This window comes from Pseudomonas nitroreducens, from assembly GCF_014204515.1.
GTDB classification, from domain to species: Bacteria; Pseudomonadota; Gammaproteobacteria; order Pseudomonadales; family Pseudomonadaceae; genus Pseudomonas; species Pseudomonas nitritireducens_A.
In genome coordinates this window covers 69,991-89,191 of sequence record NZ_JACHLI010000012.1, presented here as the reverse complement: position 1 = coordinate 89,191, position 19,201 = coordinate 69,991, and the positions used below count along the sequence as shown (strand labels likewise).

The 19,201-nt window shown below is 65.8% G+C and carries 21 protein-coding genes and 1 pseudogene; 10 read left to right on the top strand and 12 right to left on the bottom strand.

Annotated features, from left to right (window positions below; translation table 11 throughout):
* Positions 1–86: 86 nt before the first annotated feature.
* From HNP46_RS16490 to HNP46_RS16480, 3 genes are read right to left on the bottom strand one after another with little or no spacing between them, the layout of a single operon-like run.
* Complete coding sequence (locus tag HNP46_RS16490; RefSeq protein WP_184590811.1) at positions 87–998, bottom strand: 5'-nucleotidase; 912 nt, start codon at positions 996–998, stop codon at positions 87–89.
* 19 nt (positions 999–1,017) lie between these two features.
* Complete coding sequence (locus HNP46_RS16485; RefSeq protein ID WP_184590976.1) at positions 1,018–1,974, bottom strand: putative 2-dehydropantoate 2-reductase; 957 nt, start codon at positions 1,972–1,974, stop codon at positions 1,018–1,020.
* Positions 1,965–2,351 carry a thioredoxin gene (locus HNP46_RS16480; protein ID WP_184590809.1) on the bottom strand — a complete coding sequence of 129 codons (387 nt, stop codon included), beginning with the start codon at positions 2,349–2,351 and terminating at the stop codon, positions 1,965–1,967. Before HNP46_RS16480 ends, HNP46_RS16485 begins: the two co-directional genes overlap by 10 nt.
* Between HNP46_RS16480 and HNP46_RS16475 the strand changes: the two genes are divergently transcribed.
* Together HNP46_RS16475 and HNP46_RS16470 are read left to right on the top strand one after the other, a co-directional pair.
* Positions 2,350–2,769, top strand: coding sequence for a PilZ domain-containing protein (locus HNP46_RS16475; protein ID WP_184590807.1), 420 nt, complete (start codon positions 2,350–2,352; stop codon positions 2,767–2,769). The genes HNP46_RS16480 and HNP46_RS16475 overlap by 2 nt on opposite strands.
* Before the next feature lie 181 nt (positions 2,770–2,950).
* Positions 2,951–4,027 carry a 3-deoxy-7-phosphoheptulonate synthase gene (locus tag HNP46_RS16470; protein ID WP_184590805.1) on the top strand — a complete coding sequence of 359 codons (1,077 nt, stop codon included), beginning with the start codon at positions 2,951–2,953 and terminating at the stop codon, positions 4,025–4,027.
* 156 nt (positions 4,028–4,183) lie between these two features.
* On the opposite strand, the gene HNP46_RS16465 is transcribed toward HNP46_RS16470, so the two are convergent.
* Complete coding sequence (locus tag HNP46_RS16465) at positions 4,184–4,468, bottom strand: GNAT family N-acetyltransferase (protein WP_017516909.1); 285 nt, start codon at positions 4,466–4,468, stop codon at positions 4,184–4,186.
* A 22-nt stretch (positions 4,469–4,490) separates the two neighbouring features.
* A complete protein-coding gene (locus HNP46_RS16460) occupies positions 4,491–5,765 on the bottom strand; it encodes a hypothetical protein (RefSeq protein ID WP_184590802.1) in 1,275 nt (424 codons plus the stop codon).
* A 235-nt stretch (positions 5,766–6,000) separates the two neighbouring features.
* Here HNP46_RS16460 and HNP46_RS16455 point away from each other — a divergent pair, with 235 nt between their 5' ends.
* From HNP46_RS16455 to HNP46_RS16440, 4 genes are all read left to right on the top strand, one after another.
* Positions 6,001–6,690 carry a crotonase/enoyl-CoA hydratase family protein gene (locus HNP46_RS16455; RefSeq protein ID WP_184590799.1) on the top strand — a complete coding sequence of 230 codons (690 nt, stop codon included), beginning with the start codon at positions 6,001–6,003 and terminating at the stop codon, positions 6,688–6,690.
* 158 nt (positions 6,691–6,848) lie between these two features.
* Entirely contained in the window at positions 6,849–7,043 is a 195-nt protein-coding gene (locus tag HNP46_RS16450; protein ID WP_184590796.1) for a hypothetical protein, read from the top strand.
* A 303-nt stretch (positions 7,044–7,346) separates the two neighbouring features.
* Positions 7,347–7,568, top strand: a complete 222-nt coding sequence (locus HNP46_RS16445) for a hypothetical protein (protein WP_184590794.1) — start codon at positions 7,347–7,349, stop codon at positions 7,566–7,568.
* Positions 7,569–7,656: 88 nt separating this feature from the next.
* Entirely contained in the window at positions 7,657–8,628 is a 972-nt protein-coding gene (locus HNP46_RS16440) for a magnesium and cobalt transport protein CorA (RefSeq protein ID WP_184590792.1), read from the top strand.
* A gap of 28 nt (positions 8,629–8,656) precedes the next feature.
* On the opposite strand, the gene HNP46_RS16435 is transcribed toward HNP46_RS16440, so the two are convergent.
* Both HNP46_RS16435 and HNP46_RS16430 read right to left on the bottom strand, forming a co-directional pair.
* Positions 8,657–9,052, bottom strand: coding sequence for a GFA family protein (locus tag HNP46_RS16435; RefSeq protein WP_184590789.1), 396 nt, complete (start codon positions 9,050–9,052; stop codon positions 8,657–8,659).
* Between the two features lie 27 nt (positions 9,053–9,079).
* Positions 9,080–9,775, bottom strand: coding sequence for a TetR family transcriptional regulator (locus tag HNP46_RS16430; RefSeq protein ID WP_184590787.1), 696 nt, complete (start codon positions 9,773–9,775; stop codon positions 9,080–9,082).
* 76 nt (positions 9,776–9,851) lie between these two features.
* Between HNP46_RS16430 and HNP46_RS16425 the strand changes: the two are divergent.
* The 3 genes and pseudogenes from HNP46_RS16425 to HNP46_RS16415 all read left to right on the top strand — a co-directional run bounded on the left by HNP46_RS16425 (position 9,852) and on the right by HNP46_RS16415 (position 13,047).
* Positions 9,852–11,443 (top strand): annotated as a pseudogene (locus tag HNP46_RS16425) (flavin-containing monooxygenase).
* Complete coding sequence (locus tag HNP46_RS16420) at positions 11,440–12,330, top strand: SDR family NAD(P)-dependent oxidoreductase (RefSeq protein WP_184590783.1); 891 nt, start codon at positions 11,440–11,442, stop codon at positions 12,328–12,330. Before HNP46_RS16425 ends, HNP46_RS16420 begins: the two are co-directional and overlap by 4 nt.
* A 177-nt stretch (positions 12,331–12,507) precedes the next feature.
* Positions 12,508–13,047, top strand: a complete 540-nt coding sequence (locus HNP46_RS16415) for a CbrC family protein (protein ID WP_184590781.1) — start codon at positions 12,508–12,510, stop codon at positions 13,045–13,047.
* A 14-nt stretch (positions 13,048–13,061) separates the two neighbouring features.
* Here HNP46_RS16415 and HNP46_RS16410 read toward each other — a convergent pair whose 3' ends face one another.
* Together HNP46_RS16410 and ftrA are read right to left on the bottom strand one after the other, a co-directional pair.
* Positions 13,062–14,210 (bottom strand): acyl-CoA dehydrogenase family protein, encoded by a 1,149-nt coding sequence (locus HNP46_RS16410; protein WP_184590779.1) that lies wholly within the window; start codon positions 14,208–14,210, stop codon positions 13,062–13,064.
* Between the two features lie 76 nt (positions 14,211–14,286).
* Entirely contained in the window at positions 14,287–15,255 is a 969-nt protein-coding gene (ftrA, locus tag HNP46_RS16405; protein WP_184590777.1) for a transcriptional regulator FtrA, read from the bottom strand.
* A gap of 94 nt (positions 15,256–15,349) precedes the next feature.
* Here ftrA and HNP46_RS16400 point away from each other — a divergent pair, with 94 nt between their 5' ends.
* Complete coding sequence (locus HNP46_RS16400) at positions 15,350–15,793, top strand: rhodanese-like domain-containing protein (RefSeq protein WP_184590775.1); 444 nt, start codon at positions 15,350–15,352, stop codon at positions 15,791–15,793.
* A 57-nt stretch (positions 15,794–15,850) separates the two neighbouring features.
* On the opposite strand, the gene recR is transcribed toward HNP46_RS16400, so the two are convergent.
* From recR to dnaX, 3 genes are all read right to left on the bottom strand, one after another.
* Positions 15,851–16,450, bottom strand: a complete 600-nt coding sequence (recR, locus tag HNP46_RS16395; RefSeq protein WP_184590773.1) for a recombination mediator RecR — start codon at positions 16,448–16,450, stop codon at positions 15,851–15,853.
* A gap of 135 nt (positions 16,451–16,585) precedes the next feature.
* Positions 16,586–16,912 (bottom strand): YbaB/EbfC family nucleoid-associated protein, encoded by a 327-nt coding sequence (locus tag HNP46_RS16390; RefSeq protein WP_045209089.1) that lies wholly within the window; start codon positions 16,910–16,912, stop codon positions 16,586–16,588.
* A gap of 37 nt (positions 16,913–16,949) precedes the next feature.
* A complete protein-coding gene (gene dnaX, locus HNP46_RS16385) occupies positions 16,950–19,145 on the bottom strand; it encodes a DNA polymerase III subunit gamma/tau (RefSeq protein WP_184590770.1) in 2,196 nt (731 codons plus the stop codon).
* Positions 19,146–19,201: the final 56 nt, after the last annotated feature.

Here is a 19,201-nt window from a genome sequence, read left to right as displayed (position 1 = left end):
CGACTGCCTGCGCGGCGGGGCCTATCCAGCAGCGTAGCAGGAGAATAGGAATCGCTCCGAGAAGGCCGGATGTCGCGGCCGGACGGCTATCCGGGGACCTTCTTCTCGTTGCTCACGCCATGGGGAACATGGCCGGTCGCCACCACGTCCCGCGCCTTCTCGCAATGCAGTGGCTGGTCGTCGAAGAACACGTCGGCGGCGAAGGCTTCGAGGAACGCGGCCTTGTCCAGGCCGCCGAGGAACAGCGACTCGTCCAGGCGGATATCCCACTCGCGCAGGGTACGGATCACCCGCTCGTGGGCCGGCGCCGAGCGCGCGGTGACCAGTGCGGTGCGGATCGGGCAGGACTCCTGGGGGAAGGCCTGCTGGACCCGGTTGAGCGCCGCCAGGAAGGGCTTGAACGGCCCGCCGCCCAGCGGCTCGCGGGCGGATTCGCGCTCGTGGGTCTGGAAGGCTTCCAGCCCACCCTGCTGGTAGACGCGCTCGGAATCATCGGAGAACAACACCGCATCGCCGTCGAAGGCGAAACGCAGCTCGCCGTTGGCCTCGCGGCGGGTGCCGCCGGAGAGGATGGTCGCCGCGGCGAAGCCGGCATCCAGCGCGTTGCGCACGTCCTCGATGTGGGTGGAGAGGAACAGGTGGCAGTTGAACGCCTTGAGGTAGGGATAAGGGCTGCGACCGCCGACGAAGGCGGCGCGGGAGATGCCCAGGCCGTAATGCTGGATCGAGTTGAACACGCGCAGTCCGGTATCGGCGCTGTTGCGCGAGACCAGGATGACTTCGACCGGCGCGCTGTCGGTGCCGCCATTGAGGGCCAGCAGCTTCTGCACCAGGGCGAAGGCGTCGCCCGGCGGCAGGACCTGGTCCTCGCGGGCGATCTGGTATTGGCGATAGGCTTCGACGCCTTCGCTTTCATAGACCTGATGGCTTTCGCGCAGGTCGAACAACGCCCGCGAGGAGATCGCCACCACCAGCTTGTCGCCCAGCCCTTTTGCCATGCTTCCCCCCAGGTGTCCGTCAGCGCGACTGGTTGCGTGCGTCGATGAAACGCAGCGCGCGGTACAGCGCCGCGATCTTCGGCAGCTCGCGCCCGGCCTGGCGCGCGGCTTCCAGCGGCGCGGCGTAGATCGCGCCCAGCTCCAGCGGCCGGCGCTGGGCGAAATCATGGTACATGCTGGGCAGGTAGTCCGGCATGGCGTCGGTGGAGCTGAGCATGGCGCCGACGATGCCCGGCGGCAGCGAGTGGCCACAGGCGGCGGCGCCGGCGATGACTTCCTCCATCAGCTCGGCCACCAGCGCGCGGCTGTCGGGGTTGTCCATGATTGCCCGGGTGCCGCTGTCGAGCAGCACGGAGAGGCCGTTGTAGGGGATGTTCCAGACCAGCTTCTGCCAGCGCGCCTGCTCCAGGTTGGGCATGGCGTTGGAGTCCAGGCCGGCGCTGCGGAACAGCGCGGCGCCCTCCTCCACGATGGCCTGGCGCGCTTCGCCTTCCTGCGCCGGCCCCGAGTGGTAGCCGATGTTCACCCCGCCGAAGGCCTGGTGCTCGATCACCCCCGGCTCGGCACGGTGCACACAGATAAAGCACAGCCCGCCCAGCAGGTGAATATGTTCGGGCAGTAGCGCGCGCAGTTCGTCTTCCACGGCGAGGCCGTTCTGCAGCAACAGGACCTTGGCGCCCTGCGCAGCGGCCTGAATGATCAGCGGCGCAAGGTCGGCGTTGCTGGTGGTCTTGGCGCCCACCAACAACCAGTCGCAGGGCGGCATCTTCGCCACATCGTCGTAGGCGTTCACCGGCGCCAGGCTCAACGCGCCGTGCACCTGGCTGTTCAGGCGCAAGCTGTTCCGCGCGACCGCGGGATACTCGCTGCGCAGCAGGAAATGCACGTCATGGCCCGCGCGGGCCAGCATCAGGCCATAGAAGCCGCCGATGGCGCCGGTTCCGATGATGCCGATTCGCAGAGTGTTCAAGGCAATTCCTCAGCAGGGCGCGACAGGGCTTCGCGCAGGGCTTGGGTCAGGGGTTCGGGGCGTAGCGGCGCGTGGACAGGGCCGAGGAAACGGCCATCCCGCACCACGAATAGCGAAGGCAGGTGAAACACCTCGTAGCGTTCGACCAGGCCGCCGCTGTGCCCGGCATCGATCCAGCACAGGCGGTCGACGGGCAGGCCGAAACCGCCCAGCACCTGCCGCGCCCAGCGGCAGGTGGAACAGCCTTCGCCGGTGAACACCAGCAACGAGGTGCCCGGCAACTCCAGCAGCCGGCGGTCGGCGTCCAGGTCGGTCAGCTCCAGCGCCGGCACTATACTCAAGGTGCCATCACTATAAAGATTGCAGTCGGAGCGCTCCGTCATGCGTCAGTTCCTGCGTCACCCGTGCGATTTTCCGGTAGAGCTGGTCATTCGCAAACAGACCTTCCTGCCGCGCCAGCGGTTGCACAATATCAGCCTGGGCGGCGTCGCGTGCAATTCGCCGCGAGGCTTTCGCCGTGGTACGTCCATCGAATTGCGCATTCCCCTGCTGGGCGATTCCGCCCGCTACCCCGGCATCATCGCCTGGAGCCGCAAGCTGGCCAGCGATTACCGGGTGGGTATCGCCTTCATCGATGAAGACACGCTGTTCCGCGCGCGGATGGTCGAGCAGGTCTGCCAGATCGAGCAGTACCGGCGCCAACAGGAACAGGCCAGCGGCACCAGCCTGCCGTTCGAGCAGCTGGCGCTGGAGTGGATCGCGCAGAACGCCGCGGACTTCCCGATGTTTTGCGCGGTCTGAACGGCGCCGCGCAGAAAGTCGCGCAAATGCCCGTGCTGCGGGCATTTTCCTGCATTGAGCCATTGTCGAGGCGCTGCCTGAACGGTTAAGGTTCGGGTTCCCCTTAGCGACACCTTTTGCCTGCGCCCCATCGCACGGGGATTTCTGGCGGCCGGCACCCGTGACCTGATTGAGTACCACGATGGCTGATTTGCAGATCGACGACCTTAACGTTGCCTCCAACGAGACCCTGATCACGCCGGAGCAGCTCAAGCGCGAAATCCCCCTCACCGACGCCGCCCTGCGCACCGTCGCCCACGGCCGGCAGGTCGTCCGCGACATCCTCGACGGCAAGGACCACCGCCTGTTCGTGGTGATCGGCCCCTGCTCGATCCACGACATCAAGGCCGCCCACGAATACGCCGAGCGCCTGAAGGTGCTCGCCGCGGAAGTCTCCGACACCCTGTTCCTGGTGATGCGCGTGTACTTCGAGAAGCCGCGCACCACCGTCGGCTGGAAGGGCCTGATCAACGACCCGTACCTGGACGACTCCTTCAAGATCCAGGACGGCCTGCACATCGGCCGCCAACTGCTGCGCGACCTCGCCGAGATGGGCCTGCCCACCGCCACCGAAGCGCTCGACCCGATCTCCCCGCAGTACCTGCAGGACCTGATCAGCTGGTCGGCCATCGGCGCGCGCACCACCGAATCCCAGACCCACCGCGAGATGGCCTCCGGCCTGTCCTCGGCGGTCGGCTTCAAGAACGGCACCGACGGCAGCCTGACCGTGGCGATCAACGCCCTGCAGTCGGTTTCCAGCCCGCACCGTTTCCTCGGCATCAACCAGCAGGGCGGCGTGTCCATCGTCACCACCAAGGGCAACCGCTACGGCCACGTGGTACTGCGCGGCGGCAACGGCAAGCCGAACTATGACTCGGTCAGCGTCGCCCTGTGCGAACAGGAACTGACCAAGGCGAAGATCCCGCTCAACGTGATGGTCGACTGCAGCCACGCCAACTCCAACAAGGACCCGGCCCTGCAGCCGCTGGTGATGGACAACGTCGCCAACCAGATCGCCGAGGGCAACAACTCCATCGTCGGCCTGATGGTCGAAAGCCACCTGGGCTGGGGCGCACAGCCGATCCCGAAGGACCTGTGCCAGCTGCAGTACGGCGTATCGATCACCGACGCCTGCATCGACTGGGACACCACCGAGAAGGCCGTGCGCAGCATGCACAGCAAGCTCAAGGAAGTCCTGCCCAAGCGTCAGCGCGGCTGAGGCTCCAGGCACGAATGAAAAAGCCGGGCTGATGCCCGGCTTTTTCTTTGGTTTTTCTTCGGCTCTTCGTAGGCGGCCGCTACTGTCATTGATGGAGTTTCATCAGGCACAAAAAAGCCCGGCATTGGCCGGGCTTTTTTGATTCTGCGCCAGAAGTCAGAGCGCAGTATCGGTATGACGCTGACGGCGCTCCAGGTAGCGCTCGACGTAGGAGCACGACGGGATGACGCTGTAGCCCTTGCGCTCGGCGTACTGCAGCGCGTGTTCGGTGAGGGCGGCGGCGATGCCGCGGCCGCGCAGGCTGTCCGGAACGAAGGTGCGGTAGATATCGAGCGTCTGCTTGCCCAGATCCATGTAGGCCAGATAGGCGCGATGACCGTCAACAGTCGTTACGAACTGGTGGCTGGTTTCATCATGCTGGATGGACAACGACTCACTCACTTGCTCTCTCCTTCCGGGGGCCTCACAACATGACCCGCACCTGATTGATCTTGTTCAGGCGGAGGAACATCTGCGCCGAGCCAGTCCCCATCAGGACGGTGATATAGGCTCGGCCGTTCTCCACCTTGTGCAGCACACCCTGGTAATAGGCACCATCGAACGTGATGAACTGCAGGCGCTTGCCGGTGTACTGGGCAAGGCTTTCAACGCTAACGAACTCATATTGCTGCGTTCTGGCCTGCGACTCAACCGTTTCTTGGGCCGAAACCAGTTGAAGATCGCTTTCAGGCGCGATTTTTTTCTTCAACGGATCGACCCAGGCGAACCCCAACTCGGAAACCGGCTGCTGGTTCACTATGACGACCGGATGCAGCATCTGGATCACATCTTTCGGCTCGAAGAATTGCAGGCCGTCCCAGGCCATGCCCTCGGTCGGCGCCAGCTCGATGCGCAGCGAGCGCGGATCGGCGAGGTAGCGGCCATAGGCTTCCAGCAGCGGCTTGTCCAGGGCGATGCGCTGCTGGCGCAAGGCCTTGTCGAACTGCTCCAGCGACAGCGCGGTATAGGCCTGCTGGTCGAGGCCCAGCTTGCCGCGGCAGAACTCGCTGACCCGGCGCTGGTACTGGTTGTCGTTCATCTCGACGGTGACGCGGGAAACCCGCGGCGGATTCACGCGCATGTCGCCCGGGCGGTCGGAAATGTTCATCAGGGTCATGCTGGTGTGCAGGTCGAGCATGTCGCGGGTATCGCTGCGCAGGTCGAAGGTCAGCGTCTGCGCGCCGGGCTGGCGACGGTAGGAGAACTCGATATCGGACTCCAGGGTGCGATAGCCCATCTGCAGCAATTCATCGACGCCGATGTTGCGCATATTGCCGCAGGCCACTTCGCTCATGGCGGTGAAGGCGCTCTTCTCCGCCGGCTGCGCATACAGCGACTGCATGAACGGCCCGTGGATCTGCAGCTCCACGCCCTGCAGGTCGACCGCCATCTGCTCCGGCAGCTTGCCCTCGGCCAGGCTCTCCTTGAAGCTCAGCAGGTCGCGCAGGCCGTTGAACTTCAGCTGGGCGTGGGCGACCTTCAGGCTGTCATTGGCCATGGGCACGCGGATGACCACGTTCTGCAGGCCGACCCGACCGTCGAAGGACGAGGAGATGCCGCCATAGCTGATCTCCATGATCGGCGACACGCGGGCTATGGCGTCGTTCACCACGCTGCGCACGGAAAGCCAGAGCGAGGCCTTGATGATCAGGGCGACGGCAACGACGGCCAGCAGGGACCACTTGAGGATCTTCGACATTCGGATGCACGTCCTGGATTGTGCGAGGCAAGGCGCGGGATGCTGGCAGCTTAACAGTACGCCCGGCACCGCTCCACGAGGCGCATCTGAAATTGCGTGCATAGCGCACAGAAATTGCCTGACTTTCGTCAGCAGAGGCTGACCAGCCAGTCAGTCAAAACGCTTTACGCCCCAGGCCTGCGTCAGTATGTTCTGGCCACTTCCAACCCAAGGCCCCAACCCAGGACTCTCTGCCATGAGTGAGCTGATCAGCTACCAATTCGAAGACGGCATCGCCACCCTGACCCTCAACAACGGCAAGGTGAACGCCATCTCCCCGGCGGTGATCGAGGCCTTCAACCAGGCCCTGGACCAGGCGGAGAAGGATCGCGCCATCGTCATCGTCACCGGCCAGCCGGGCATCCTTTCCGGCGGCTACGACCTCAAGGTGATGACCTCTGGCCCGGAGAACGCGGTGAACCTGGTGGCCGCCGGCTCGACCCTGGCGCGCCGCATGCTCTCCCATCCCTTCCCGGTCATCGTCGCCTGCACCGGTCACGCGGTGGCCAAGGGCGCCTTCATCCTGCTCTCGGCGGACTACCGCATCGGCGTCGACGGCCCGTTCCAGATCGGCCTGAATGAAGTGGCCATCGGCATGACCATGCACCACGTCGGTATCGAACTGGCCCGTGACCGCCTGCGCCGCTCCGCCTTCACCCGCTCGGTGGTGAATGCCGAGATGTTCAACCCGCGCGATGCCGTGGACGCCGGTTTCCTCGACAAGGTGGTACCGGCCGAGCAACTTCAGGCCGCCGCCCTGGAAGCTGCCCAGCACCTGAAGAAGCTGAACATGACTGCCCACCGCAACACCAAGCTGAAGGTGCGCAAGCAGCTGCTGGAAACCCTCGACAGGTCCATCGAGCTGGATCGCAACCACCTGGTCTGATCGACCTCGCAATAGAAGCCCGGCCCGGTGCCGGGCTTTTTCATGCCTAGACTATTACCTAAAGAGCAATACTGATTAAGCCTGTTTGCTATTTTTCAAAAATTATTACGCATTAACCTATAGATGAACCCAGAGAAACCCAACCGGAGGTGTTCATCATGAAACTCAACATCATCGCCGCCAGCGTACTCGCCGCCGCTACCGCTTTCGCCGCCCAGGCCAGCTTCGCCGAAGAGTCCCCGCTGATGCAGGACCGCATGGTCCACATGACCCAGACCGCCATCCAGCAACACCAGCAGGCCGAGCAATCCGCCAGCCAGGTGAACGCCGAAGCCGCTGCCAAGCAGGGTTGAAGCACTCCACCAGCCGCCTGCAGCAGGTGACGTCATGCAGTCGACTCCGAAGCGGAAGGCCCGGCGCGATGCCGGGCCTTTCAACATCGATGACGCCGCCAGGCCAGCCGGGGTCCAGCCAGCATGAAGACTGCCATCGCCGTGCAATCATCCGACACCGCAGCGTCTTTGCCTGCCGTGCGCCTGGTCGCAGCGCCGCCACCCATCAATTTGCCTGATACCCGGAACCAACCGGCATCGTTATTCAATCGAAATGACCAAAGCGAAACTGGGCCATCCCTTCCCCGGACCCGAGTCGCCACCATGAATCGCCAAGCCCACCGCTACGCCCGCAATGGCGCCCTCGCCGCCCTGGGGCTCTACACCATCGTGATCCTGGTGATCACCGCCCTCACTGCCGGCTTCGACGTTGCGCGCCGCGCCCCGGTGGACAACGTCGATCGCAGCGGACTGTTCGAACGCTTCAACCAGGCCGTACCCGTCGCGCTGCAAGGTCTCCAGGACGCCCTCACTCCGCACTCCTGATCGCCCTCTTCTGGCGCGTCGCGCCAGGCTCTCCAACACTGAAGCTGCAGCAGGACATCCGATTCCGCAGCTGAAGGTGGGCTTCGCCATGGGCCGAGTCATCGCTTCCGCCGTCTACAGCAAGGGCCGCAAGGTCTCCGACATTCCGCTGGAGGATGGCTACCGCTGGGCCTGCCAGCCCGACCACTTCGTCTGGACCGGCCTGCAGGAGCCGACTCCGGAAGAAATGTTCAACCTGCAACGACAGTTCAACCTGCATGAACTGGCGGTTTCCGACGCCCTGGAAAAGCACAGCCGGCCGAAGCTGGAAACCTTCGGCGATGCGCTGTTCATCGTCATCTACTCGCCGATCCGCGCCGATAGCCGACTGATGTTCGTCGAAACCCACCTGTTCGCCGGCATCGGCTACATCATCAGCGCGCGCCACGGGTTCTCCCAGTCCTACTCCCAGGTCCGACAGCGCTGCGAAGCCCGGCCGCTGTTGCTGGCCCATGGTACCGACTTCGTGCTCTATGCCCTGCTCGACTTCGTGATGAGCAATTACGAACCGGTGGTGGAGGCCATCCGCGAGGAGATCGAGGAGGTGGAACAGCAGGTGCTGCGCCAACCGCTGACCCAGGAGCAGATCGAGAAGATCTACGGCCTGCGTCGCGAGGTGCTCAAGCTCAAGCACTACGCCGCGCCCATGGTGGAAATCTGCCAGGAACTGCAGCGCCTGGACTTCCCTTTCATCGACAAGCAGATGCGGCCCTACTTCCGCGACGTGGCGATCCACGTGAACCGCCTGCTGGAAGACCTCACTACCCTGCGCGACGTGGCCAGCCAGACCATTGAGGTCGGCCTGGCGCTGGAGTCTTCACGGCAGAGCGTGGTGCAGCGCAAGTTCGCGGCCTGGGCTGCAATCCTCGCCTTTCCCACCGCCGTGGCCGGCATCTACGGGATGAACTTCGAATACATTCCCGAGCTGCACTGGCACTACGGGTACTTCCTCATCATGGGCCTGCTGGCGCTGGGCTGCGTGGGGCTGTACATCAGCTTCAAGCAGGCGGACTGGCTGTGATGGCAGCCAGCCTGGCGACAATCGCCGGCTAGCCCTCCGCTCTACGCGGCAGGTCGTCTGCCGTGTCGAACCACGCCAGTTGCGCCGAACACCACACATGGCACTGCGGCTCGATCAGCTCCGGCTGGTCCAGGGTGACGATGTTGAGCCCCACCGTCTCGCCGTCGCGTACGCGAAACTCCATCGGCGTGCCGCACTTCACGCAGAAGCGCCGTTCGCCGTCCTCGCTGGAACGCCACAGGCCCAGCTCGCCGGCGACATAGGCGAATCCCGTCAGCGGGATCACCGCCCAGGGCACGGCGGGCGCGGCGTTGGATTTCTGGCAGATGCGGCAATGGCAGTAGCCGGTTTCCTCGGGTTCGGCATCCACCCGGTAGCGCACCGCGCCGCAGGCGCAGCCGCCGAACAGGGGCAAGGGCAACATGGCAGTCTCCAGGCTGGCGGGAAAGACTCAGAGCCTAGCCAGCATGCCGAAGGTCTGCAGCACCGCGACACCGGTGAACAGCAACAGGATTTGTCGCTCGGCCAGGGCACAGACTTCCTCGCGCTGCTGCGCAGGGCGCTCCAGGTAGTCCAGCGACTGCTGGAACAGTTGCCGGCTGATCAGCCGCGACAATTGATTCAGTTCGCCCTCGTCGACGTCCGGCAGCAGGTGGAACTGACGGATGTCCTCGGCCATGTCTTCGCCGAACTCGTCCATCACCCGCGCCAGCGCTGCTCGCAGCACCGGCGACGGCCCGTGCAGCTCGCGCACGCCGATGATGAAGGCCTGCGGGTTGCCCTCCACGAAGTCGAAGAACAGCCGCACCGTCTCCCGCGTCACCCGCTGGCCGCGCTCCAGGTCCAGGCCGAAGGGCACGCTGGCGGCGCCCTGCCCCGGCAGCGCGCGTTCGGCGGCCTCGCGGCGCAGATCGCGCAGCGGCTGGCGCAGCTGGGTGGCGATGTCGCGGATGATCGCCAGACCCAGGTCGTCCACATTGCCGAAGTGCCGGTAGAAGGTATTCGGGTTCAACCCTGCCTCCCGTGCCAGCTCACGCAGCCCCAGGCTGCTCAGGCTGCGCCGGCTGGCTGCCAGGCGCAGCGCGGCATCGATCAGCGCGCGCTTGCCGGCGGCTTCCACGGGCCGTTCTTCCTGTCCGATTTCCATGTGTCCGCTGCCCGACCCCATCTAAGGTTGGTTGTTGCTGAGGTATACAGATGTCTACATTTGATCACGTAGACAGTTGTATACGCCAGCAATAATCATAACAGGAGCGTGGCCATGAGTACGGTTGTGAGTACCCAACCAAAGTCTGCCCCCAGACACTGCAAGGTCGCCATCATCGGCACCGGGTTTTCCGGGCTGGGCATGGCGATCCGCCTGAAGCAGGAAGGCGAGAACGATTTCCTGCTGTTCGAAAAGGACGCCGGCGTCGGCGGCACCTGGCGGGTCAACAACTACCCCGGCTGCGCCTGCGACGTGCAATCCCACGTCTACTCCTTCTCCTTCGAGCCGAACCCGGACTGGACGCGCATGTTCGCTCGCCAACCGGAAATCCGTGCCTACCTGGAGAAGTGCTGGGCGAAGTACCGCCTGGAAGACAAGACGCTGCTCAACACCGAGATGGCGCGCCTGGAGTGGAACGACGAGCAGCAGCTCTGGCACCTGTTCGACGCCGCCGGCAACCACTACACCGCCAAGGCCGTGGTCTCGGGCATGGGCGCCCTGTCGATCCCCTCGATCCCGGCACTCAAGGGCCTGGAGAACTTCCAGGGCAAGGCTTTCCACTCCCAGCAGTGGGACCACGACTACGACCTCAAGGGCAAGCGCGTCGCGGTGATCGGCACCGGCGCCTCGGCCATCCAGTTCGTCCCGGAAATCCAGCCGCTGGTGGCCAAGCTCGACCTCTACCAGCGCACCGCGCCGTGGATCCTGCCCAAGCCCGACCGCGCCATCAGCGACAAGGAACGCGCGCGCTTCCGCCACTTTCCGGCGGTACAGAAACTCTGGCGCGGCGCCCTCTACAGCATGCTCGAAGGCCGTGTGCTGGGCTTCACCTTCGCGCCCTGGGCGATGAAGCTGGTGGGCAAGCTGGCCGAGCGCTTCATCCGCCAGCAGATCAAGGACCCGGACCTGCGCCGCAAGCTGACCCCGGACTACACCATCGGCTGCAAGCGCGTGCTCATGTCGCACAACTATTACCCGGCGCTGGCGGCCTCCAACGCCTCGGTGATCGTCGACGGCATCCGCGAGATCAAGGCCGGCAGCATCATCACCAGCGATGGCCGCGAACGCCAGGTGGACGCCATCATCTTCGGCACCGGCTTCACCGCCAACGACCCGATCCCGCGCGGCGTGGTGTTCGGCAAGGACGGCGTGGACCTGCTCGACACCTGGCAGAACGGTCCCGAAGCCTACAAGGGCACCATGACCCGCGGCTTCCCCAACCTGTTCTTCCTCATGGGCCCGAACACCGGCCTGGGCCACAACTCCATGGTCTACATGATCGAATCGCAGATCGCCTATGTGCTCGGTGCCATCAAGCTGATGGACCGCCGTGAGCTGCAGAGCGTCGAGGTCAAGCAGGAGGTGCAGGAGCGCTGGAACGAGAAGCTGCAGCGCGGCCTCAACCACAGCGTGTGGAACACCGGCGGCTGCAAGAGCTGGTACCTGCACCCGGTGAGCGGGCGCAACTGCACGCTGTGGCCGGGCTTCACCTGGCGCTTCCGCGCCCTGACCAGCCAGTTCGATCCCAGCGCCTATCATTTGAAGGCCAAGCCGCTGTCCAGCCCTGTCGTCCAACCCCAACGCCACGCAGAAGAGGTGCCGGCATGAAGAACTTCGAGAACAAGGTCGCCGCCATCACCGGCGCTGGCTCCGGCATCGGCCGTGCCCTGGCCATCGAACTGGCCTCGCGGGGCTGCCACCTGGCCCTGGCGGACGTCAACGCCGCCGGCCTGGAGGAAACCCGCCAGCTGCTCTCCTCCACCGGCGTGCGGGTGTCCATCGACACGGTGAACGTTGCCGACCGCGAGCAGGTGCACGCCTGGGCCGACAAGGCCGCCCGCGAGCACGGCAAGGTCAACCTGGTGTTCAACAACGCCGGCGTCGCCCACGCCGGCACCGTGGAAGCCAGCGACTACGAAGAGTACGAGTGGATCACCAACATCAACTTCTGGGGCGTGGTCTACGGCACCAAGGCCTTCCTGCCGCACCTGAAAGCCTCCGGTGACGGCCACATCGTCAACGTCTCCAGCGTCTTCGGGCTGTTCTCCCAGCCGGGCATGAGCGCCTACAACGCCACCAAGTTCGCCGTGCGCGGCTTCACCGAGTCGCTGCGCCAGGAGCTGGACATGGAGCGCGGCGGCGTCTCAGCCAGCTGCGTACACCCCGGCGGGATCAAGACCAACATCGCCAAGACCGCGCGGATGAACGACAGCATGGTCAAGGTCACCGGGCAGAACGCGGAAGCAGCTCGCACCCAGTTCAACGACCAGTTGCTGCGCACCACCCCGCAGAAGGCCGCGCAGGTGATCATCCGCGGCGTGGAGCGCGATTCGCGGCGCATCCTCATCGGCGCGGACGCCCACGCCATCGACGTGATGCTGCGCCTGCTGCCGGTCTGGTACCAGAAGGTGGTCACCGGCAGCATGAAGCTGGCCAAGCGCTTTGCGCCCAAGCCCAAGCGCAAGTCGGCTGCTGAGGGTTACGAGGCCAAGTAGCGCCGCCTCCAGCGAACCGTCGTACCAACGAGTCCCTTTTTCCCTGTCGGGCCGGCGCCCCTCCCCCTTACCCCCGGATGGGCGCCGTTTTTTTCCAGCACAGTGCCGCTCCGCCCTCCGCGAATCGCTGTTTATACTGGCAGGCTCTGTCGGTGAGCACGATCAAGGATGACGACCATGAGCCAGGCACTCCCCACCTTCCGCTACCACCCCGATCCACTGGCCACCGGCAGCCTGGTCGCCTCGGACGCCACCTGCCTGTGCTGCGGGCAGAAGCGCGGCCATGTCTATACCGCCTCGGTCTACACCCGCCATGATCTGCCGGAAAACTGCCTGTGCCCCTGGTGCATCGCCGACGGCAGCGCGGCCGAACGCTTCGAAGCGAGCTTCGCTGACGACTATCCGCTACTGGAAGCCGGCGTCCCCGACGCAATAGTGCTTGAAGTCTGCGAGCGCACGCCGGGGTTCGTCTCCTGGCAGCAGGAGCACTGGCTGAGCTGTTGCGGGGACGCCTGCGCCTTCCTCGGCGATGCGCAGCGCGAGGAAATCATCGCCCTTGGCGGCGCAGGGCTGGCCGAGCACTTTCCCGACTACGGCTGGCCGGACAAGACCTGGCTGCAGCTGGTCGAGCACTATGAGCCGGCGGGCAACCCGGCGATCTACCAGTTCCGCTGCCTGCATTGCTCCAGGACGCACTACGGGATGGACTTCACCTGAGCGATGGGTTCGATTCAGAGCCCCATCTGCTTGGCAATGATCTCGTTCATGATCTCCCGCGTGCCGCCACCGATGGAGAGGATGCGGTTGTCGCGGTATAGCCGCTCCACCAGGCTCTCGCGCATGTAGCCCATGCCGCCGAGCACCTGCACCGCGTCGTAGGTCACCCGGTCGGCGACATCGGTGGCGAAGTTCTTGGCCATGGAGATTTCCTTGATCACGCTCTTGCCGGCGGCCATCTTCGCCGCCTGACGGTAGGTGAACTCGCGCGACACCTCGACCTGGGTGGCCATCTCCGCCAGGCGATGCTTGAGCACCTGGAACTTGCCCACCGGCTTGCCGAACGCCTCGCGCTCGCGGCTCCAGGCCAGGGCCTCGTCCAGCGCCAGTTGCGCGGTCATGTTGGCCATGATCGCCAGCGCCAGGCGCTCGCTCTGGAAGTTCGCCATGATGCAGGCGAAGCCCATGTTCTCTGCACCGATGAGATTCTCCACCGGCACCTTGCAGTCATCGAAGAACAGCTCGGCGGTATCCGACGCCCACCAGCCCATCTTCTTCAGCTGGCGGCTGACGGTGAAGCCGGGCGTGCCCTTCTCCACCAGCAGCAGGCTGACGCCACCGAAGCCATCGCCGCCGGTGCGCACCGCCACGGTGTAGTAGTCCGCGCGCACGCCGCTGGTGATGAAGGTCTTGCTGCCACTCACGCGGTAATGATCGCCGTCGCGCACCGCACGGGTTTTCAGACTGGCCACGTCGGAGCCGCCGGACGGCTCGGTGACCGCCAGAGCCATGATCTTCTCGCCGGCCAGCACCTGCGGTGCGATGCGCTCGCGCAGCTCCGGGCGGCCCCACTTGATCAGCGGCGGCAGGCCGATATCCAGCGAACCCAGCCCCGCCACCAGCCCGCCGGAGCCGCAGCGCATCAGCTCCTCGCTGGCAGCGACCTTGGCGAACAGGTCGCCCTCGTGGCTACCGCCGAGCGCCTCGGGGTAGCCGATGCCGAGAATGCCGGCCTCGCCCGCCTTGCGGTACAGCTCGCGGGGAAACTCCTCGGCCTCTTCCCAGTCAGCGACGTGAGGGAGGATTTCCCGCTCGACGAAACGCCGCACGCTGTCACGGACCAGGCGGTGGTTGTCATCGAAGTAATCGGCGAACACGGACATGGCAAGGCTCCAGGCGGTTTGCCCAAGAACTTACCTAGCGCTTGCTTGGTTTTCAAGGCGAGACACCCGCCATCGGCTAGGACAGATGTGCCGTCCCGAACCTTTCGCGGTAGGCCGAAGGCGCCAGGCCCGCCGAGCGGCGGAAGGCGTTGCGGAAGCTTTCCACGGTGCCGAAGCCGCATTGCTCGGCGATGCGCTCCACGCTGTCGGCGCTGCCTTCCAGCAACTCACGGGCGCGCAGCATGCGTTCGTGCTGCAGCCAGGCCTTGGGCGTCATGCCGGTCGCCTCGCTGAAGCGGCGCAGGAAAGTGCGCTCGCTCATCGCCATGCGGCTCGCCAGTTCGACCACGCTGATCGAGCGGCCCAGCTGTGACCGAGCCCAGTCCAGCATGCCGGCGAGGTCATGCCGGGACGCCTTGGCCACCGGCGCCGGGATGAACTGCGCCTGGCCGCCGCCGCGTTGCGGCGACATCACCAGGCGCCGCGCGACGGTATTCGCCACCTGCGCACCAAAGTCCCGCGCCATCAAGTGCAGACAGGCATCGATGCCCGCCGCGCTGCCGGCCGAGGTGATCAGCTGCCCGGCATCCACGTAGAGCACCTGGGCATCGACCTCGATGGCCGGGAAGCGCGCCGCCAGCTCCTCGGCGTAGCGCCAGTGGGTGGTCGCCCGCTGGCCATCGAGCAGGCCGGTAGCTGCCAGGACGAATACGCCGGAGCAGATCGACAACAACCGCGCGCCCTCTTCACAGGCCTGGCGCAGCGCCTGCACCAGCTCGGCGGAAGGCGCTTCGGCACGATCGCGCCAGCCGGGCACGATGATGGTCCCCGCCGTGGCGAGCGATGCCAGCCCGCCGTCGGCCAGCACACGAATGCCGCCCAGCGCCCGCATCGGTCCTTCATCGACGGCAACGACCCGGTGGCGATACCAGGGAAAGTCGAACTCCGGGCGTGGCAGTCCGAAGAGCTCCACGGCAATGCCGAATTCGAAGGTGCACAGGCCGTCGTAGGCGAGTACGGCGACGTCCAGGGGATCGCGCTGCATTTGGCGGAAAACTTCCGATCACTGTCCAGGCCGCCACTGTAGCCGAGGTGGGCATCCCCATACAGTGGCTTTCGTCTTCCACAGGAGCCTTGCCATGCCCAGCCTCGTCAGCCAATTCCCTGCCGCCCTGCCCGCCGACGCCCTCGCCCACTTCAGCCATCGCCTGGCCTTCGAGACCGATTGCTCGGACGTGAACCACGCCCTGCAGAACGGCGAGCAGGATTTCGTCCTGCTGGATGTGCGCAATGCCGCCGCATTCGCCCGCGGCCACGTACCCGGCGCGCTGAACCTGCCAACCCGCGAGATCGATGCACGGCGCATGGCGCAGTTCCCTTCGGGCACCCTGTTCGTCGTCTACTGCGCCGGGCCGCACTGCAACGGCGTGCACCGCGCCGCCGCGAAGCTGGCCGCGCTGGGCCTGCCGGTGAAGGAAATGATCGGCGGCGTAACCGGCTGGCTGGACGAAGGGCTGGCGCTGGTCGGCGCCGCAGGCAAGGCGCTGCCCAGCCACGGCGAAGGCATCAGCTGCGCCTGCTGACGCCAGATACGACAAGGCCGGAATCGCTCCGGCCTTGTTCGTCCACCATCTAGCAGCTCAGCCGCTGATGGGCCGACGCCCCGCCAGGGCGTGGGCCAGGGTGCCGCCGTCCACCAGCTCCAGCTCGCCACCCAGCGGCACGCCGTGGGCGATACGCGACAGCACCAGCTCGCCGCCGCCCAGCAGCTGGGCGATGTAGTGGGCGGTCGCCTCGCCTTCCACCGTGGGGTTGGTGGCGAGGATGATCTCGCTGAAACTGCCGGCCTTGATCCGCGCCTCCAGCTCGGGAATGCCGATGGCTTCCGGGCCGAGGCCATCCAGCGGCGACAGGTGCCCCTTGAGCACGAAGTAGCGGCCGCGATAACCGGTCTGCTCCACGGCGAACACGTCCAGCGGGCCTTCCACCACGCACAGCAGGCTGTCGTCGCGGCGCGGGTCGGTGCACTGCGGGCAGAACTCGTCCTCGGACAGCGTGCGGCAGGTCTTGCAATGACCGACGCCCTCCATCGCCTGGGTCAGCGCCTGGGCCAGGCGCAGGCCGCCGTTGCGATCGCGCTCCAGCAGCTGCAGCGCCATGCGCTGGGCACTCTTCTGCCCCACTCCGGGCAGGGTGCGCAGGGCGTCGATCAGTTGGCGGATCAGCGGCGTGAAGCTCATGGGGCGGTCTCGGGATATTTTTCGGGGGTCAGAACGACTGTAGGAGCGAGCTTGCTCGCGAACCCTGCCCAGCCGCGCGGGCCGGAACAGCATTCGCGAGCAAGCTCGCTCCTACAGGTCAGCTGGATGCCTGGATCAGAAGGGCATCTTGAAGCCGGGCGGCAGCTGCATGCCGGCGGTCATGCCGGACATCTTGTCCTGGTTGTTCTGCTCGATCTTGCGCACGGCGTCGTTCACCGCGGCGGCGATCAGGTCTTCGAGGATTTCCTTGTCTTCCTGCATCAGGCTGTCATCCAGGGAGACGCGCTTGACGTCGTGGCGACCGGTCATCACCACGCTCACCAGGCCGGCGCCGGATTGACCGGTCACTTCGGCGTTGGCCAGCTCTTCCTGCATCTTCTGCATCTTTTCCTGCATCTGCTGGGCCTGCTTCATCAGGCCGGCCATGCCACCTTTCATCATGTCGAGTTCCTCGATTTGTTCAGTTGTCGGCGCAGGCTCAAGCCTTCGCTTCCAGGGGTTCGATAGTACCGTCGCGGACCACCGCGGCGAACTGTTGCTTCATCTGTAGCACATAAGGGTCGGCGGCGATCGACGCCTCGGCCTGGCGCTGACGCTCGGCGCGCTTGCGCGCGGCGGCCTGGGCCGGGGTTTCCTGCTCGGGCTTCTGCTGGGTGACCTGCAGGGTCAGGGTACGGCCGTGGAACTGGTTCAGCGCATCGTTCAGGCGCCGCAGCTGGGTTGCGTTGAACAGCGCGCTCTGGCCCGGGTCCAGGTGCAAATGCCAGTTGTCGCCGTCCACCGCCACCAGGGTGCAGTTGGCGCCGATGCTGGCGGTCAGGCCGGCCAGGCCCAGGCGCGGGAACAGCTCCAGCCACTCGGCGGCAAGGCCGGTGGCGGGCATGGCGGCGGGCTCGGGTTCCGGCTCGGCCTGTTCCTGCGGCGCCTCGTTCTCGAGGTAGCCGTAGGACTCCATGTCGACTTCGTAGTAATCCTCGGCGGGCGGCGGCTCGTCGTCGCGATCGTCGTCCTCGGCCGGGGCTTCGGCCACGATTGGCGCAGGAACTTCAACCGGCGCCGGCGCAGGCGCTTGCACGGGAGCGGGCGCTGCCGCTACCGGTGCAGGTGCAGGTGCAGGTGCAGGTGCAGGTGCAGGTGCAGCAGGCTCGACCACAGCGGGAGCGGCGGCAACCGGCACGCTGGGCTCATCCCATGGCAGATCGACCGGCGCTTCGACAACCGGCGGCTGCGGTTCGACGGCAGGAGCGACGGGCTCTGCGGCTGCGATCACTTCTGGCTGCGGCTCGACCGGCGCAGTAGCCGCCTCGACCACCGCTGCCGGTGCAGCAACAGGCGCTGCCTCCATGACCGGAGCCGGAGCCGGAGCCGGAGCCGGAGCCGGAGCCGCTGCAGGCTGGGGTGCGGCAACGGCAGGCGCAACCTCGGCGACCGGAGCGACAGGAGCAACCGGCGCTGGCGCAACCGGCGGCGAAGCAATGGCTGCAACCGGCGCCGCAACGGCGGCGCCGGCCACTGGGTTGGGGTTGGAATCAGCCGTGGCCTTGCTGATCCCCAGGTCCTTTAGGGGTGACCTCGGTGCGCCGTCGGCATCCGCCGGGCGGAACGCCAGCATGCGCAGCAGCACCATCTCGAAGCCGCCACGGGGATCGGGCGCCAGCGGCAGGTCACGGCGGCCGATCAGGCCCATCTGGTAGTAGAACTGCACGTCCTCGGCCGGCAGCGCCTGGGCCAGCGCCAGCACGCGGTCGCGGTCGCCCTGGCCGTTGTCCACCGCCTCGGGCAGTGCCTGGGCGATGGCCACGCGGTGCAGCACGTTGAGCATCTCGGCCAGCACGCCGCCCCAGTCCGGGCCTTGCTCGGCCAGGTGGCGCACGGCTTCCAGCAGTGCACGGGCATCGCCTTCCAGCAACGCATGAAGCACGCCGTAGACCTGGCCGTGATCCAGGGTGCCGAGCATGGCGCGCACGTCGGCGGCCAGCACTTTGCCCTCGCCGAAGGCGATGGCCTGGTCGGTCAGGCTCATGGCATCGCGCATGGAACCGTCAGCCGCACGGCCGAGCAGCCACAGCGCATCGTCCTCGAACGGCACGCTCTCGGCGCCCAGGACGTGGGTCAGGTGCTCCACCACCCGCTCCGGCGGCATGTTCTTCAACGAGAACTGCAGGCAGCGCGAGAGGATGGTCACCGGCAGTTTCTGCGGGTCGGTGGTGGCCAGCAGGAACTTCACGTGGGGCGGCGGCTCCTCCAGGGTCTTCAACAGGGCGTTGAAGCTGTGGCTGGAGAGCATGTGCACTTCGTCGATCAGGTAGACCTTGTAGCGTCCACGGGTCGGCGAGTACTGCACGTTGTCGAGCAGCTCGCGGGTATCCTCGACCTTGGTGCGGCTGGCGGCGTCCACTTCGATCAGGTCGACGAAGCGGCCCTCATCGATCTCGCGGCACACCGAGCACTGCCCGCAGGGCGTCGAGCTGACGCCGGTCTCGCAGTTCAGGCACTTGGCCAGGATGCGCGCAATGGTGGTCTTGCCCACGCCGCGGGTACCGGTGAACAGGTAGGCGTGGTGCAGGCGCTGGTTGTCCAGCGCGTTGATCAGGGCCTTGAGCACATGGGTCTGGCCGACCATTTCGCGGAACGAGCGCGGACGCCATTTGCGGGCAAGAACCTGATAACTCATTGAAATCCATCGCGACAGGTGAGCAGAAGTGCGCTAATCCTAGCGAAGCGGACTGT